The 16435-nt window shown below is 51.4% G+C and carries 15 protein-coding genes and 1 pseudogene; 7 read left to right on the forward strand and 9 right to left on the reverse strand.

Annotated features, from left to right (window positions below; translation table 11 throughout):
- Positions 1-111 precede the first annotated feature (111 nt).
- Both ymcF and cspE read right to left on the reverse strand, forming a co-directional pair.
- Positions 112-300, reverse strand: coding sequence for a cold shock small protein YmcF (ymcF, locus tag OGV65_RS06490; protein WP_286454757.1), 189 nt, complete (start codon positions 298-300; stop codon positions 112-114).
- Positions 301-728: 428 nt separating this feature from the next.
- Positions 729-941 carry a transcription antiterminator/RNA stability regulator CspE gene (gene cspE / locus OGV65_RS06495; RefSeq protein ID WP_005127641.1) on the reverse strand — a complete coding sequence of 71 codons (213 nt, stop codon included), beginning with the start codon at positions 939-941 and terminating at the stop codon, positions 729-731.
- 552 nt (positions 942-1493) lie between these two features.
- On the opposite strand from cspE, the gene OGV65_RS06500 reads away from it, so the two are divergent.
- Complete coding sequence (locus tag OGV65_RS06500) at positions 1494-1706, forward strand: KTSC domain-containing protein (RefSeq protein ID WP_016152687.1); 213 nt, start codon at positions 1494-1496, stop codon at positions 1704-1706.
- A 139-nt stretch (positions 1707-1845) separates the two neighbouring features.
- On the opposite strand, the pseudogene OGV65_RS06505 reads toward OGV65_RS06500, so the two are convergent.
- A pseudogene (locus tag OGV65_RS06505) lies at positions 1846-1953 on the reverse strand (antitermination protein Q); the annotation flags it as partial.
- Positions 1954-2205: 252 nt separating this feature from the next.
- Here OGV65_RS06505 and potC point away from each other — a divergent pair.
- Complete coding sequence (potC, locus tag OGV65_RS06510) at positions 2206-2985, forward strand: spermidine/putrescine ABC transporter permease PotC (RefSeq protein ID WP_003030794.1); 780 nt, start codon at positions 2206-2208, stop codon at positions 2983-2985.
- 27 nt (positions 2986-3012) lie between these two features.
- Positions 3013-4059, forward strand: coding sequence for a spermidine/putrescine ABC transporter substrate-binding protein PotD (potD, locus tag OGV65_RS06515; protein ID WP_029139492.1), 1047 nt, complete (start codon positions 3013-3015; stop codon positions 4057-4059).
- A gap of 51 nt (positions 4060-4110) precedes the next feature.
- On the opposite strand, the gene cobB is transcribed toward potD, so the two are convergent.
- The 5 genes from cobB to lolC all read right to left on the reverse strand — a co-directional run bounded on the left by cobB (position 4111) and on the right by lolC (position 9138).
- On the reverse strand, positions 4111-4932 hold the full coding sequence (cobB, locus tag OGV65_RS06520) for a Sir2 family NAD+-dependent deacetylase (RefSeq protein WP_016152685.1): 822 nt from the start codon (positions 4930-4932) through the stop codon (positions 4111-4113).
- Between the two features lie 15 nt (positions 4933-4947).
- Positions 4948-5859 (reverse strand): N-acetylglucosamine kinase, encoded by a 912-nt coding sequence (nagK, locus tag OGV65_RS06525; protein ID WP_016152684.1) that lies wholly within the window; start codon positions 5857-5859, stop codon positions 4948-4950.
- 141 nt (positions 5860-6000) lie between these two features.
- On the reverse strand, positions 6001-7245 hold the full coding sequence (gene lolE / locus OGV65_RS06530; protein ID WP_016152683.1) for a lipoprotein-releasing ABC transporter permease subunit LolE: 1245 nt from the start codon (positions 7243-7245) through the stop codon (positions 6001-6003).
- Positions 7245-7946, reverse strand: coding sequence for a lipoprotein-releasing ABC transporter ATP-binding protein LolD (gene lolD, locus OGV65_RS06535; protein ID WP_003832278.1), 702 nt, complete (start codon positions 7944-7946; stop codon positions 7245-7247). The genes lolE and lolD overlap by 1 nt, the downstream gene beginning before the upstream one ends.
- Complete coding sequence (gene lolC / locus OGV65_RS06540; RefSeq protein ID WP_003030806.1) at positions 7939-9138, reverse strand: lipoprotein-releasing ABC transporter permease subunit LolC; 1200 nt, start codon at positions 9136-9138, stop codon at positions 7939-7941. The genes lolD and lolC overlap by 8 nt, the downstream gene beginning before the upstream one ends.
- 261 nt (positions 9139-9399) lie before the next feature.
- On the opposite strand from lolC, the gene OGV65_RS06545 reads away from it, so the two are divergent.
- The 3 genes from OGV65_RS06545 to ldtC all read left to right on the forward strand — a co-directional run bounded on the left by OGV65_RS06545 (position 9400) and on the right by ldtC (position 15143).
- Positions 9400-10464 (forward strand): acyltransferase family protein, encoded by a 1065-nt coding sequence (locus tag OGV65_RS06545; RefSeq protein ID WP_181220547.1) that lies wholly within the window; start codon positions 9400-9402, stop codon positions 10462-10464.
- A gap of 118 nt (positions 10465-10582) precedes the next feature.
- Positions 10583-14029, forward strand: a complete 3447-nt coding sequence (gene mfd, locus OGV65_RS06550) for a transcription-repair coupling factor (protein ID WP_181598336.1) — start codon at positions 10583-10585, stop codon at positions 14027-14029.
- Positions 14030-14177: 148 nt separating this feature from the next.
- Positions 14178-15143: a L,D-transpeptidase LdtC gene (ldtC, locus tag OGV65_RS06555; protein ID WP_016156209.1), complete on the forward strand. Its 966-nt coding sequence runs from the start codon at positions 14178-14180 to the stop codon at positions 15141-15143.
- An 85-nt stretch (positions 15144-15228) separates the two neighbouring features.
- Here the strand turns inward: ldtC and bhsA are convergent, their stop codons facing one another.
- Complete coding sequence (bhsA, locus tag OGV65_RS06560) at positions 15229-15486, reverse strand: multiple stress resistance protein BhsA (protein WP_029139491.1); 258 nt, start codon at positions 15484-15486, stop codon at positions 15229-15231.
- A gap of 243 nt (positions 15487-15729) precedes the next feature.
- Here bhsA and comR point away from each other — a divergent pair, with 243 nt between their 5' ends.
- On the forward strand, positions 15730-16365 hold the full coding sequence (gene comR / locus OGV65_RS06565; RefSeq protein ID WP_016156207.1) for a TetR family copper-responsive transcriptional repressor ComR: 636 nt from the start codon (positions 15730-15732) through the stop codon (positions 16363-16365).
- Positions 16366-16435 lie beyond the last annotated feature (70 nt).

Genomic DNA, 16435 nt, shown 5'->3' on the forward strand with positions numbered 1-16435 from the left:
CCGCTCAATTCGATGAGGTAGTAGCTGACTGACGGCCCTTGTTGGACTTAAACCAGTGCCTGGCAATGATAATGAATCTTGCCGCCTTAACTGGAAGGTCAGAGCTAAATGTTACTTTCGCAACCCCTGTTCATTTGATTTACTGGAAGTATATGGCGCATAGTTATCTGGTGTAATCATTGATGATTTACAAAAAATACACTTTGCACCAAAGGGATTTTTCTCAGTCACATCAAAATGGGAAGTTCTGTACTGTGACCCATGACAACAAGGGCACTTAAAATAAATATGGTCGGTCATGATGTTAGCCTTTATTTGCTACAACACTCACTACCGCAGTGATATCCAAAAGATCTATTTAACTAATAATTTCTCTTGGTTTTCAGTATCAGGTTACAACTCACTATTAAAAGCAATAAAAAATAAATATTTCTTATCAGTTCACATGAGGAATCTAAAATAATATAATTTTCTTTATATTATAGCACCAGCGATTTTTGGGATGTTGTTAGCTTTTACGAATGCACTTAAGCGTGCAAGAAAAACTACAGAGGTAAAACAACAAATGACATTTATAAAATAATCATTTCAACTGTTCTACCCAATGATTAGACTCAAACATCTGTTCAGCTTTATGTTGACAGATGTTGAGTTTCTGAAAAACCAATATATCTACTCGGGCATTCACCGTCTTCGCTATCGTATATTGGTTTACATCAGGAAAAATATCAGGCAGCTACAACGTTTTCAGCTGACGGCCCTTTTGCACCAGCAGTAATGCTGAACTCAACTTTTTGGCCTTCATTCAGCGTTTTAAAGCCACCACTCTGAATAGCAGAGAAGTGTACAAACACATCTTTACTACCATTGTCAGGGGTAATAAAACCAAAACCTTTGGACTCGTTAAACCATTTTACTAAACCAGTCATTTTATTAGACACAGGTAATTCCTTAAATTCTATGTAGCCTTACGGCGAAAAGGGCTTCGCACACAATCTAATTAGTAACGATAAGAAGGCTCAAAAGAAAGGATTATCTGTGGATAACGCTTGAGATGAGAACTGCTTTACTAAACCGCTTTAATGGGTCTGTGTACCTAACCAACCCCTCATTAATCACACACCCCACAAACAATAGCAAGTTATTTTTTCATTTAATTTTTCGCAAAATCTTAGAAATGGAAACTGAGACAGCATAATCAATGAGTTCTGTTCACCAGCAATAACATACAGCCGGTCGCCCCCTGGATAACGAAAAATAAAATAGAATATATTTATCAGTTACTTAAAGGAAAGCCCGTGTCAATCCGTAAAAATCCAGCAACGAATTTTCGTGCTATTTTTCGCAGTTCAGGAAATTAAAGCAACAAAGAAAATCATTTCATCCAACCAGTAAACTCTGAAACAACCATAACATTTACAAAACTATGCTCCTTTTGTTTCATATCAGTGTATTATCAGAGAAGGAAAATTAAAAAAATTGAAGGAGAAAAAATGCAACGACAGGCAATGATTTCATCAAAAATAAAATTTATTGGTTACTACCCATTAGAAAAGATTCTGGAGATAGGGTTCGTAAATTCTTCAACTTTCCAGTATGTGGGCGTTCCAGAAAGCATCTATAACTCTTTTCTCACGGTGCAATCTAAAGGCCGTTTCTTTGACGGTGTCATTAAAGGTAAATTCTTGTGTCGTAAAACAGGGTGATTCAAGAAATTTACGCTGTAGATAGCGTAAAACGCCGTTCTGGTGTTTTCTGTTTTTTGTTACCACCGGGCCAGGAAATTGATATCCAAAAAACCACTATTCCCGTCAATTTCGTTACCCTTCGTTAAGCATGCTCCCTGCAGCGTTCACAGGTTTCAAACACTGGGACGCCATGCTCTTTCGTGGCTTTGCAGTCAAGTACCTCCCCTTTACCACCACAGCGGTAGCGTGCGCTAATTGTTCCCTGAACCGATTGCTATACCGACACTCGCAGTCAGGAATGGGTAAAGCGGGTCATTTAAATGGCCTTTTTTTCCCGATCATCCTAAAAATTGTTGTAAAATTCGCGGCCTTAGTGATAGCTGCTTCTTTTTTGGCTATCTGTTTTGGCGAGAAGTTTTGGCGAGAAGTTTTGGAGAGATTTTGGAGAAGAGAAAAAGTTGATTATTTTCAATACTCTGAAAACATCGCGCCTTCTGAACAAGAAGGTGAAACGCGAATGATCGGTCGGCTGCTCAGAGGCGGTTTTATGACCGCCATCTACGCGTATCTGTATATTCCAATCATTATTTTGATTGTGAACTCCTTTAACAGCTCGCGCTTTGGCATCAACTGGCAGGGTTTTACCACCAAATGGTACGGCCTGCTGATGAACAACGACAGCCTGCTACAGGCAGCGCAACACTCGCTGACGATGGCGGTGCTATCCGCCACGTTTGCCACGCTGATCGGCTCACTCACAGCGGTTGCACTGTACCGCTACCGTTTTCGCGGTAAACCGTTTGTCAGCGGCATGCTGTTCGTGGTGATGATGTCGCCGGATATCGTAATGGCGATTTCTTTGCTGGTGCTGTTTATGCTGATCGGCATTCAACTGGGTTTCTGGTCACTGCTGTTCTCGCATATCACTTTTTGTCTACCTTTTGTGGTGGTGACGGTTTACTCACGTCTGAAAGGTTTTGATGTACGAATGCTTGAAGCCGCCAAAGATCTCGGCGCCAGTGAAGTGACTATTCTGCGCAAGATTATACTGCCTCTGGCAATGCCTGCAGTGGCTGCCGGCTGGTTGCTGAGCTTTACGTTGTCGATGGATGATGTCGTCGTGTCGTCCTTCGTTACCGGGCCTGGTTATGAAATTTTGCCGTTAAAAATCTACTCAATGGTAAAAGTCGGCGTATCACCAGAGGTGAACGCGCTGGCGACCATTTTGTTGGTTCTGTCGCTGGTTATGGTGATTGCCAGCCAGCTTATTGCACGTGATAAAACCAAGGGCCGCTAAGGCCCTTAATTCAGGGGACGTTAAATGATGAAAAAATGGTCACGCCACCTGCTCGCGGCGGGTGCTCTGGCACTGGGCATGAGCGCCGCTCACGCTAATGACAACAACACGCTCTATTTCTATAACTGGACCGAGTATGTCCCGCCTGGACTGCTGGAGCAGTTCACCAAAGAGACCGGCATTAAGGTTATCTATTCGACCTACGAGTCGAACGAAACCATGTACGCCAAGCTCAAAACCTATAAAGACGGCGCATACGATCTGGTGGTTCCGTCCACCTATTACGTCGATAAAATGCGCAAAGAAGGCATGATCCAGAAGATCGACAAGTCGACGTTGACCAACTTCCACAACCTCGATCCGGAAATGCTCAACAAGCCATTCGACCCCAACAATGACTACTCTATCCCGTATATCTGGGGTGCGACGGCCATTGGCATCAATAGCGATGCCATCGACCCGAAAACAGTAACCAGCTGGGCCGACCTGTGGAAACCGGAGTACAAAGGTAGCCTGCTGTTAACGGATGATGCGCGTGAAGTGTTCCAGATGGCGCTGCGCAAGCTGGGATACTCCGGCAATACCACCGATCCTAAAGAGATTGAAGCCGCCTATAACGAGTTGAAGAAGCTGATGCCTAACGTCGCGGCATTTAACTCTGACAACCCGGCCAACCCGTATATGGAAGGCGAAGTCAATCTGGGGATGGTGTGGAACGGCTCCGCGTATGTTGCGCGTCAGGCAGGTACACCGCTGGAAGTGGTATGGCCGAAAGAAGGTGGGATTTTCTGGATGGACAGCCTGTCTATTCCAGCAAACGCAAAAAATAAAGAAGGTGCGCTGAAGCTGATTAACTTCCTGCTACGCCCGGACGTGGCGAAAGAAGTCGCGGAAACCATCGGTTATCCGACGCCAAACCTGGCAGCACGTAAGCTGTTAAGCCCTGAAGTAGCGAACGATAAAACCCTCTACCCTGATGCAGAAACCATCAACAAAGGGGAATGGCAGAACGATGTTGGTTCCGCCAGCGCTATCTATGAAGAGTATTATCAGAAGCTGAAAGCAGGACGCTAATTCAGCGTTGTAAGGAATGCCCGATAGCGCTGCGCGTATCGGGCAAAAAAATCACAGTCCTTTCAATAATTTCTCAACAAACTCAGGCACCACCTGGCTTGCCGGACCGTAATACTTCTCTTCAAACTCGCTTCCTACCTGGCTCGGTTCGAGATTTAGCTCTACCGTATGCGCCCCATGTAGTCGAGCTTCATGCACAAACCCCGCTGCCGGGTATACATGGCCCGATGTACCAATCGCAATGAACACATCGGCCATTGCCAGTGCCATATAAATTTCATCCATGCCCAGCGGCATTTCACCAAACCACACCACGTGCGGGCGCAGCGGCGCCGGAAACTGGCAACAATGGCATTTATCTTCCGCAGTCACATCGCCAGTCCACTCCAGAATCTGCCCGCTTTGCGAACAGCGAACTTTGAGCAGTTCGCCGTGCATATGGATTACGTTCTGGCTGCCCGCACGTTCATGCAGGTTATCAATATTCTGCGTCACCAGTAAAAAACGGTCGCCCAGCTCGGCTTCGAGTTTTGCCAGCGCGATATGCGCCGCGTTAGGCTGGATTTCTGATTGTTGCAACTGATGACGACGGGCGTTATAAAACGACTGGACCAGTTGCGGATTACGACTAAATCCTTCCGGAGTCGCAACGTCCTCTACCCGATGTTCTTCCCAGAGACCATCCGCCGCGCGAAAGGTTCGAATTCCTGACTCAGCGGAGATTCCCGCTCCCGTCAGTACCAGCACTCTTGGTTTTTCCATCAATTCAGGCACCACTCTGTCTCTGAAAAAGATTCGTTGACGCAGGCGATCGCGCATATGGCGTTTATTTTTACGAAAGCGGCTTAACCGATGACCCCGGCGCGACAGCATAACAACCTCTTTGTATTAATCGGTAAGATGTAGGAAAGCGGCTCCGCGCATCCCGCCCGCATCACCGTGTCGCGCCTGCTCAATACGCGGCACCCGGGCAACCGGCAGCAGATGACGTGGCAGTCGGTCCGCCAGTTGCGTCGTAATAGCGGTAAAATTCGACAAGCCTCCGCCAATCACCACCAAATCAGGATCGACGATAGTCAGGATATTCCCAAGGCACACCGCCAGCAAATCCAGATAGCGTTCAACATGGGCACGTGCTTGTTCATCACCCTGCTCCCACAGGGCGATAATTTCCCGGGCATCCAGCGATTGATGGTAGTAATGCTGATACAACCACGCAAATCCACCGCCGGAAAGATAGCTTTCGATGCATCCCAGTTGACCGCACCCGCAGCGGCGCAATGGGAAATCAAAGCCCATCAACGTCAGCGCATCGACTGGCAAACGGATATGACCAAACTCGCCGGTGATATAACTGCGCCCGGTGATGGATTTCCCGTTAAGCACCAGACCGCCGCCAACACCGGTGCCGAGGATCAACCCCATCACGAGCGGATATTGGGTGAACTCGTCATCCCAGGCTTCGGAAAGAGCAAAACAGTTAGCATCGTTATCCAGACGCACATCGCGGTCAAGGCGAGCGCTGAGATCGGCTCGGAGCGGCTTACCACTGGCAGCAGGAACGTTGGCCGCATACAGCGTGCCGTCTTCCGTTTCTGGCATACCAGGAATGCCGATGCCTACCGAACCTTTAACGCCGAACCGCTGGTCCGCTTCCGTCACCAGATTGCAGACCGCATCAAGGAAAGCGTCATAGCTGTCGCGAGGCGTAGGGACGCGTGTTTCCCATTGCAAACGACGTTGCTTATCAAACACGCCCAGCGCAATTTTGGTTCCGCCGATGTCAAATCCGTAATACATCACCGCTCCTTGATACACGTCATCCTTCAAGATGCCTTGGGGTTGGCTGCGCCCTCACCCTCCAGTCACATCGTTATCTATGCTCATGGAGATTTCGGTTTGCCGCCTTACCGCCGCATGAATGCTTTCGTGTATATATTGTTATTGGCCGCTAAGTACTCTCGCAGGATCAATATTGCTGGCGCGACGCGCCGGATACCAACTTGCCAAAAGACTCAGCACGAGTGCTGTCACCAGCACGTAAATCACATCCAGCCAGTGTAATTCCGATGGCAGGAAGTCAATGAAATAGATATCGCCGGACAGGAACTGATGGCCGATAAGCGCCTCAATCCCGTTAATGATCGGCGTCAGTTGCAGCGAGACAACCACCCCAATGACGACGCCTATCAGGCTACCGAACAGACCCGCCAGCAGGCCGTACCAGACAAAAATGGCACGGATAAGGCCATCTTTAGCCCCCAGGGTTCTTAATACCGCAATATCGCCGCTTTTGTCTTTTACCGCCATCACTAACGTGGAAACGATATTAAAACAGGCCACGCCAATCACCAGCACCATCGCCAGATACATAATGGCGCGGATCATCTGGATATCGCGATACATATAGCCGTATGTACCGATCCAGCTCTTAATGTACACATAGTTATTGGTGACTTCACCCGCGTCTCGCACCAGCTTATTGGCGTTAAACACGTCGTTCACTTTCAGCGCGATCCCGGAAACGCTGGATCCCATATCCAGGTATTGCTGCGCATCTTCCATTGGGATCATGGCAAAGCTGTGATCGAGCTGACCGCTCAGTTGCAGGATCCCCGTGACGTGCAAACGCACGCGTTTAGGCTGCTGTAACTTATGATCCGCACTGGCGTTAGGGATCATAATCGATACCCAGTCGCCCTGCTTCACCTTCAGCGCATCGGCAATTCCCTTACCAATAATGATTTGTTGCTCACCCGCTTTGAAATTATCCCATGCGTGGTTTTGCACAAACGAGGGTAGCGCGCTTAAACGCTGCTCCTGCTGCGGATCAACGCCCTTCACCTGCACTGCGCGTAGATTCGCCCCACTCTCCACCAGCCCGGTAAAGTTAATATAAGGCGCCGCAGCAGCAATGCCTGGTACCTTCTGTACCTTGTCGAGCGCTTCCTGCCAGTTGTTCCACGGCTGATTTACGGCTTCAATCTCACCGTGCGGCACCACGGCCAGAATACGGTTGTTAAGCTCACGCTCAAATCCGTTCATGGCGCTTAAGCCGACGATCAACACCGCGACGCCCAACGCAATGCCAACGGTGGAAATCACGGAAATCAGCGAGACCATGCCACCGCGCCGCCGACCACGGCTAAAACGCAAACCAATCAATAACGATAAAGGCGAAGCCATTACTCAGCTCCCATCAGGCTCAGTTCAGCCGTCAGGCGACCATCGCGCATTTCAAGCTGGCGGCTCATGCGCTTCGCCAGTTGCAGATCGTGTGTCACCACCAAAAATGCCGTGCCCTGAGAGCGGTTCAGCTCACCCAGAAGCTCGAAAATGCTGTCCGCGTTACGCGCATCAAGGTTACCCGTTGGCTCATCCGCCAGTACCAGGCGCGGGTTATTCACCAGCGCACGAGCGATGGCCACGCGCTGGCGTTCACCGCCTGACAGTTCAGACGGGCGATGGCTGGCACGATGGTCCAGCCCTACTGCTTTCAGCATATCCCGTGCGCGCTCGGTGATTTCAGCCGGTTTTTTCTTGCCGATCAGCAACGGCATCGCCACGTTTTCCAGCGCGGTAAAGTCCGGCAGCAGATGGTGGAACTGATAAATGAAGCCCAGCTTCTGATTGCGCAGTTCCGCTTTCGCCGCCGACGAGAGTTTGCTCATCGGCTGACCGCTAAAAATGACATCGCCGGAAGTTGGCGTATCCAGCCCGCCTAACAGATGCAACAACGTACTCTTACCGGAACCGGAGCTGCCGACAATCGCCATCATCTCACCTTCACCGACGCAAAAACTGACATCGTGCAGTACATCGGTCTGCACTGTGCCTTCCTGATAGCGTTTGCACAGGTTGTCGCATTGCAACAGGATCTTATTCATAACGTAAAGCCTCAGCGGGTTGAGTGGCGGCAGCGCGCCAGGAAGGATAAAGCGTAGACAGCAGCGCGATGGCCATCGCCACCAGCGCAATGACGATAACCTGCAGCGGCTCAATGGCGACCGGCAGCGCAGCCCCATCCAGAAGCACACCGATAATTGGCATCAGGTTGTTCAGTTGACTGGCGAGTAATGCGCCCAGCACCGCGCCCAGCAGCGCGCCGATAATCCCGGCACTGGCCCCCTGAACCATAAACACCATCATTATCTGCCGCGGCGTCAGCCCCTGCGTTTGTAGAATCGCCACTTCCCCTTGCTTCTCCATTACCATCAGACCCAGCGAGGTAATAATATTAAATGCCGCCACCGCCACGATCAGGCTAAGCAGCAGCCCCATCATGTTTTTCTCCATACGCACGGCCTGGAACAATTCCCCTTTGCGCTCGCGCCAGTCCTGCCATTTGGTGCCTTGCGGCAGCGTTTGCTGGCTCAGCGTATCAACCTTTAACGGTTCGTTCAGCCACAGACGCCAGCCGGTAATATTGCCCACCGGGTAACGCATCAAACGTGACGCATCCTGGATGTTGGTCAGCATCTGGTAGCCGTCGACTTCGCTGTTGGCGGCGAAGGTGCCAATTACCGTAAACAGACGCTGGCTCGGCAGACGCCCCATCGGGGTAAACTGGCTGGCTGAGGGCACCATCACGCGAATTTGATCGCCACGATTAACACCCAGTTGCCCGGCAAGCTGCTCTCCGAGGATGACATTATACTTACCCGGCTGCAGATCTGTTTGCTTCACATTGACCAGATATGGCGTTAATGGATCTTTTTGCGCCGGGTCAATACCCAGCATCACGCCGACTGCCACGCTACGCGCACTTTGCAGTACCACATCCCCCGTGGTTATCGGTGCAACGCGGTTGACGCCGTTCAACACCACCGCTTTTTCCGGTAGCTGTTGCGGGTTTAGGGAACCCTGTTCAGACGATAGGACGGCCTGAGGCATCAGGCCAAGAATATTGTTTTGCAGCTCGCGCTCGAAACCGTTCATCACCGACAACACCGTAACCAGCGCCATTACCCCGAGAGTAATGCCAATGGTGGAGAGCCAGGAAACGAAGCGACCGAAGCGATCTGCTGCACGCCCACGCATATAACGCAGGCCGATGAATAGAGCGACAGGTTGGTACATGAAATCCGTCTGGTTGCTGTTAGCAAAGTCACGAGTATATAAGCGAAAGCGGAATGGGTAAATGACTGAACCGTAAGTGTTCGTCAGCACTATTCTTAAAAGTATAAATAAATCAAACCGCTAAAGTTGTCCCTCTCGCCTGCAACCCTGATCCCTGACCTTTATCCTAAAAAAACAAAATGCAGACAGTTACGCATTACAGCGCACAGCGGGTTGCGCAGGATGGCAGGCTATTGCAATCAATATGGATGCGCCGTCTCAATGAATAAAAAAGAACTATGGATTAATCAAATCAAGGGGTTATGCATTTGTCTGGTGGTGATTTACCACTCGGTGATCACATTTTACCCGCACCTCACCACTTTTCAGCATCCACTGTCAGAGGTGTTGAGCAAATGCTGGATTTACCTCAATTTGTACCTGGCACCGTTTCGCATGCCGGTGTTTTTCTTTATTTCGGGGTATCTGATCCGCCGCTACATCGATAACGTCCCGTGGACAACCTGCGTGGATAAACGGATCTGGAGTATCGCCTGGGTGCTGGTGCTTTGGGGAGTGGTGCAATGGCTGGCGTTGGTGGCGCTCAATAACTGGCTCGCCCCGCAGCGCGATCTGACCCATGCCGCCAACGCCGCTTATGCGGATTCGATTGCGGGTTTTACCCACGGGATGCTGACCGCCAGTACCAGCCTGTGGTATCTGTACGCACTGATTGTCTATTTTGTTCTGTGTAAAATTTTCAGCCGTTGGGCGATGCCGCTGTTAGCGTTATTTGTGGCGCTGAGCGTGGCGATCAATTTTTTCCCGACCCCGTGGTGGGGAATGAACAGCGTGATTCGCAATTTGCCCTGGTATAGCCTCGGCGCATGGTTTGGCGCAATGTTGATGGCGTGGATCAAGGAGGTGCCCCTGCGCCGCCATGCGGTCATTGTTTTGGGTTGCACAATCGTCGCCATCATCGCGTGGCTGGCAAATGTCTCGCTATTGCTTTCTCTCCTTTCCATTGTGCTGATCATGAAGCTGTTTTATCAGTTCGAGCTCCACTTTGGCATGCGCGCGTCCAGTCCGTTAAGCGTGATTGGCGCCAATACCATCGCCATCTACACCACTCACCGTATTCTGGTTGAGCTGTTCAGCTTAACGCTTATCCCCAAAATCAATCATGCCACCTGGCCTGCATACGCGGAGCTGGCCCTGCTACTGGTGTATCCGTTCGCCTGTCTGCTGCTGTGCACCCTGTTTGGCCTGCTGGTGCGTAAGATTTCACAAAAAACCGTGGCCGATCTGCTCTTTTCCCCGCCCTCTTTATCGCTCGCCTCGCGCTAACCCCTACGCGCTTTTTGCCCCCATTCGGGGGCGAATCAATTTGCTTATGAGAAACGATCACGGATAATAAAGAACATTGCTTATCAGATGTATATCTAAACGAGATCCTGACAACCGAATGCCTGAACAACATCGTTACACGCTCCCAACGGGCGCTTCCGATCAGCGCCAGTTGGGTGAGCTTACGGGTGCCGCCTGCGCAACGCTGGTCGCCGAAATCGCCGAACGTCACGCGGGTCCAGTGGTGCTGATCGCGCCGGACATGCAAAATGCTTTGCGTCTGCATGATGAAATTCGTCAGTTTACTGACCAGATGGTGATGAACCTGCCCGACTGGGAAACGCTTCCCTATGACAGCTTTTCTCCCCATCAGGAGATTATCTCCTCACGGCTCTCCACGCTGTATCAACTGCCCGCCATGCAGCGCGGCGTGCTGATCGTTCCGGTAAATACGCTGATGCAGCGTGTCTGTCCGCACAGCTATCTGCACGGTCATGCGCTGGTCATGAAAAAAGGCCAGCGGCTTTCGCGCGACGCCCTGCGCGAACAACTGGACAGTGCTGGCTATCGCCATGTTGATCAGGTCATGGAACACGGCGAATACGCCACGCGTGGCGCATTGTTAGATCTGTTCCCGATGGGCAGCGAATTGCCTTATCGTCTGGATTTCTTTGATGACGAAATCGACAGCCTGCGTCTGTTTGATACTGACACTCAGCGCACGCTGGAAGAAGTCGATGCCATTAATTTGCTGCCCGCACACGAATTCCCGACTGACAAAACGGCCATTGAGCTGTTCCGTAGTCAGTGGCGTGATACGTTTGAGGTAAAACGCGACGCCGAGCATATTTATCAACAGGTCAGCAAAGGCACGTTACCTACGGGGATTGAATACTGGCAGCCGCTGTTTTTCAGCGAGCCGCTGCCGCCGCTGTTCAGCTACTTCCCCGCCAATACGTTGTTGGTAAATACCGGCGATATCGAGACCAGCGCTGCACGCTTCCAGGCCGATACCCTGTCACGCTTTGAGAATCGCGGCGTTGATCCGATGCGCCCGCTTCTGCCACCGGAATCGCTGTGGCTGCGGGTTGATGAGCTGTTTTCTGAACTTAAACGCTGGCCGCGTGTTCAGCTGAAAACCGAGAGTCTGCCGAAGAAAGCGGCGAATACCAACCTCGGGTTCCAGAAGCTGCCAGATATCGCCGTTCAGGCACAGCAAAAAGCACCGTTAGATGCATTACGTAAATTCCTTGAAGGCTTTACCGGTCCGGTAATTTTCTCGGTGGAAAGTGAAGGACGCCGGGAAGCGCTAGGCGAACTGCTCGCCCGCATCAAAGTCGCGCCGAAGCGGATATTGCGACTCGACGAAGCCGTAGACAACGGTCGTTATCTGATGATTGGCTCAGCCGAGCACGGCTTCATCGATAGCAAACGCAATCTGGCGTTGATTTGTGAAAGCGATCTGCTCGGTGAACGTGTGGCGCGTCGCCGCCAGGATTCTCGTCGCACCATCAACCCGGACACGTTAATTCGTAACCTCGCGGAGCTGCATCCCGGTCAGCCAGTTGTGCATCTGGAGCACGGCGTGGGTCGCTATGCCGGTATGACCACGCTGGAAGCAGGCGGCATTACCGGTGAATACCTGATGCTCACCTATGCCAACGACGCCAAACTGTATGTGCCGGTGTCGTCGCTGCATCTGATCAGCCGCTACGCCGGCGGCGCGGAAGAGAATGCGCCGCTGCATAAACTGGGCGGTGATGCCTGGTCACGCGCCCGACAGAAAGCCGCTGAGAAGGTTCGCGATGTCGCGGCAGAGCTGCTGGATATTTATGCCCAGCGCGCAGCGAAAGAAGGCTTTGCCTTTAAGCATGACCGTGAACAGTATCAGCTGTTTTGCGACAGCTTCCCGTTTGAAACCACGCCGGACCAGGCGCAGGCGATCAACGCGGTACTCAGCGATATGTGTCAACCGCTGGCCATGGACCGCCTGGTGTGTGGCGATGTCGGCTTTGGTAAAACCGAAGTCGCGATGCGTGCCGCCTTTCTCGCCGTAGAGAATCACAAGCAGGTTGCCGTGTTGGTACCGACCACTCTGCTCGCTCAGCAGCACTTCGACAACTTCCGCGACCGCTTTGCCAACTGGCCGGTACGCATTGAGATGCTGTCCCGTTTCCGTAGCGCCAAAGAGCAAGCGCAGATTCTGGAGCAGGTTGCCGAAGGTAAAATCGATATTCTCATCGGCACTCACAAACTGCTGCAAGCGGATGTGAAGCTAAAAGATCTGGGGCTGCTAATTGTCGATGAAGAGCACCGTTTCGGCGTTCGCCACAAAGAGCGTATCAAGGCAATGCGCGCGGATGTAGATATTCTGACTCTGACGGCAACGCCAATTCCGCGCACGCTCAACATGGCGATGAGCGGCATGCGCGATCTGTCGATCATCGCCACACCGCCCGCTCGTCGTCTGGCGGTCAAAACCTTCGTGCGCGAATATGACAACCTGGTGGTACGCGAGGCTATCCTGCGTGAAGTTATGCGCGGGGGACAAGTTTATTATCTCTTTAACGACGTCGAAAATATCCAGAAAACCGCTGACAGATTAGCGGAACTGGTGCCGGAAGCGCGCATTGGTATCGGCCACGGGCAAATGCGCGAGCGCGAGCTGGAACGCGTGATGAACGATTTCCACCACCAGCGTTTTAACGTGCTGGTGTGTACCACCATTATCGAAACCGGGCTCGACATTCCCACTGCCAACACCATCATCATTGAACGAGCTGACCACTTCGGTTTAGCGCAATTGCATCAGCTACGGGGTCGTGTGGGACGCTCACACCATCAGGCATACGCCTGGCTGCTAACGCCGCATCCAAAAGCGATGACCACCGACGCACAAAAACGCCTGGAAGCCATCGCCTCACTGGAAGATTTAGGTGCAGGTTTTGCGTTGGCGACCCACGACCTCGAAATTCGTGGCGCTGGGGAACTGCTGGGCGAAGATCAAAGTGGCTCCATGGAAAGCATCGGTTTCTCACTGTATATGGAGCTGCTGGAAAACGCTGTCGATGCGCTCAAAGAAGGGCGTGAACCGTCGCTGGAAGATCTCACCAGCCAGCAAACCGAAGTCGAACTGCGCATGCCATCGCTTCTGCCGGATAACTATATCCCGGATGTCAACACGCGACTGTCGTTCTACAAGCGCATTGCCAGTGCGAAAGGCGAAACCGAGCTGGAAGAAATTAAGGTCGAGCTGATAGACCGTTTTGGCCTGCTGCCCGACCCGGCCCGGACGTTGCTGGATATTGCCCGTTTACGCCAGCAGGCACAGAAGCTGGGGATCAGAAAGCTCGAAGGCAATGAAAAAGGCGGTACTATTGAGTTTGCCGAGAAAAACCACGTTAACCCGGTCTGGCTAATTGGTTTACTGCAAAAACAACCGCAACACTTCCGTCTGGATGGTCCAACACGCCTGAAATTCATGCAGGAGTTGGGCGAGCGTAAAGCACGGATCGACTGGGTTCGCCAGTTTATGCGCCAGCTTGAAGAGAACGCCGTAGCCTAGCGTCAAGCCGGGTGAGCCCTACGCTCACCCGGCCTGATGAATTTACAAACTCTTTGCACTTCCCTGCACTTCCCGACACTGCAAACCGCCATAATTCTTGTTTACTTTTACATAATAAAAACCACGTAAAAACAATGGATTTATGGTGATGTTAAACAATAAACGACTCTCTCGCTGGTTAGCATTTTTTACGCTTGCCGCGACCTTCGCGTTAGCACTTCCGGCCCAGGCAAACACCTGGCCGCTACCGCCACCGGGAAGCCGCGTGGTGGGTCAGAATGCCGTTCATGTTGTCGAAGACAATGGCGGTTCTCTGGAAGCGATTGCGAAAAAATACAATGTCGGCTTTCTGGCGCTGCTACAGGCCAACCCCGGCGTTGACCCTTACGTACCACGTCCGGGCAGCGTGCTGACTATTCCGCTGCAAACCCTGCTGCCGGACGCGCCGCGAGAAGGCATTGTTATCAACCTCGCCGAACTGCGTCTTTATTATTACCAGCCGGGGACAAATTCGGTGACCGTGTATCCTATTGGTATTGGCCAGTTAGGCGGTGACACGCTGACGCCCACAATGGTAACCACCATCTCTGATAAACGTGCCAACCCAACCTGGACGCCTACGGCAAATATCCGCGCGCGATACAAAGCGAACGGGATCGACCTTCCTGCCGTGGTGCCTGCCGGGCCGGATAACCCGATGGGCCATCATGCCATTCGCTTAGCGGCATACGGCGGCGTGTATCTGCTGCACGGAACTAATGCTGATTTTGGCATCGGAATGCGCGTCAGTTCCGGCTGTATTCGTCTACGCGACGGTGATATCGAAACCCTGTTCCGTCAGGTGAAGCCAGGGACCAAGGTCAATATTATCAATACGCCAATCAAAGCATCTGTTGAACCTAACGGCGTGCGCCTGGTTGAAGTACACCAGCCGTTGTCCGAAAAAATCAATGACGACCCGCAATTGCTGCCGATCGTGCTGAACGCATCCATGCAGACGTTTAAGAATGCGGCGCAAACGGACTCTGCCGTCATGGAACATGCGATGGAGATTCGCTCAGGCATGCCGGTCGATGTCACCCGTCATCACGACGTTGCTCAACAACCGCTGTAAACTCAGCGCATAAAAAACCCCCGCTGGATTTTATTCCGCGGGGGTTTTTTATTTAACTCGCAGTGGCATTGCGATGGGTTAAATCTTATTTGTAGATAACTGCAGTCCCGTGGAGGGTGTTAGGACCGGTAACGGAAGTAATACGGAAAGACTTCGCCCCCATCTCATCCGCTTTCTGCGCCAGTTGATCTTCCAGAGAACCTAAGTTAGTCCCCGCATTCGCAGAAATAGTACCGACTTTCTGTTGGCCCGCAGGTGTGGCCTGAACTTCAACGGCAGCAAAGCTTGCAAATGAGAGTGAGCTAAGAACAGCAGCAACAAACAGAGTTTTTACGTTTTTCATGATAGTGACCTTTAGCAGATGAATGTGTGTCGCAAAGATTAACTTAACGATCGATAGGTAAATCATAGATGTGATCCAGGTCACACGTCAACACTTTTTTATAATGATCGTTATATAAAATACAAAGACCTTATTTTTCATATCAATAGCGTTAAATTATTTTTATCGCTAATCCGCTGGAGTGTGCAGTCGAATATTTTTATAATGGTTATTCAATAAACCCAACAAAGGTACATCGGCGCCATGACAACTGAAATGACAGGTTGTGCTAAAAAAAGCCGTGGCCGACCAAAAGTGTTCGACAGGGAAGCCGCGCTTGATAAGGCCATGACACTCTTCTGGCAGCACGGGTATGAAGCGACATCGCTCGCCGATCTGGTAGAAGCAACCGGCGCAAAAGCGCCCACGCTGTATGCGGAGTTCACCAATAAAGAGGGGTTGTTTCGTGCCGTACTGGACCGCTACATCACCCGCTTCGCGGCGAAACATGAAGCCCAGTTATTTTGTGAAGAAAAAAGTCTTGAGTGCGCGCTGGAAGACTATTTCACCGCAATAGCGACCTGCTTTACCAGTAAAGACACCCCGGCGGGATGTTTCATGATTAACACATCCGCGACACTGGCGGCCTCTTCCCGGGATATTGCGCACACGGTGAAATCCCGCCATGCAATGCAGGAACAGACGCTTACCCAGTTCCTTCACCAGCGCCAGCAACGAGGCGAAATTCCGGCCCATTGCGACGTGCAAAAACTGGCCGAATACCTGAACTGTATTTTACAGGGTATGTCGATCAGCGCCCGTGAAGGCGCGACGTTTGAAAAACTGATGCAGATCGCACACACGACTCTGCGACTGTGGCCTGAACTTATCAAAGTTTAACCCTTTCCCGCTATTTCCCCGCAGTACTGACACCATCGGGAGCTGATTAAGCCCCCGGTTAGATTCCCGC

This window comes from Citrobacter sp. Cb004, assembly GCF_030337065.1.
GTDB classification, from domain to species: domain Bacteria; phylum Pseudomonadota; class Gammaproteobacteria; order Enterobacterales; family Enterobacteriaceae; genus Citrobacter; species Citrobacter braakii.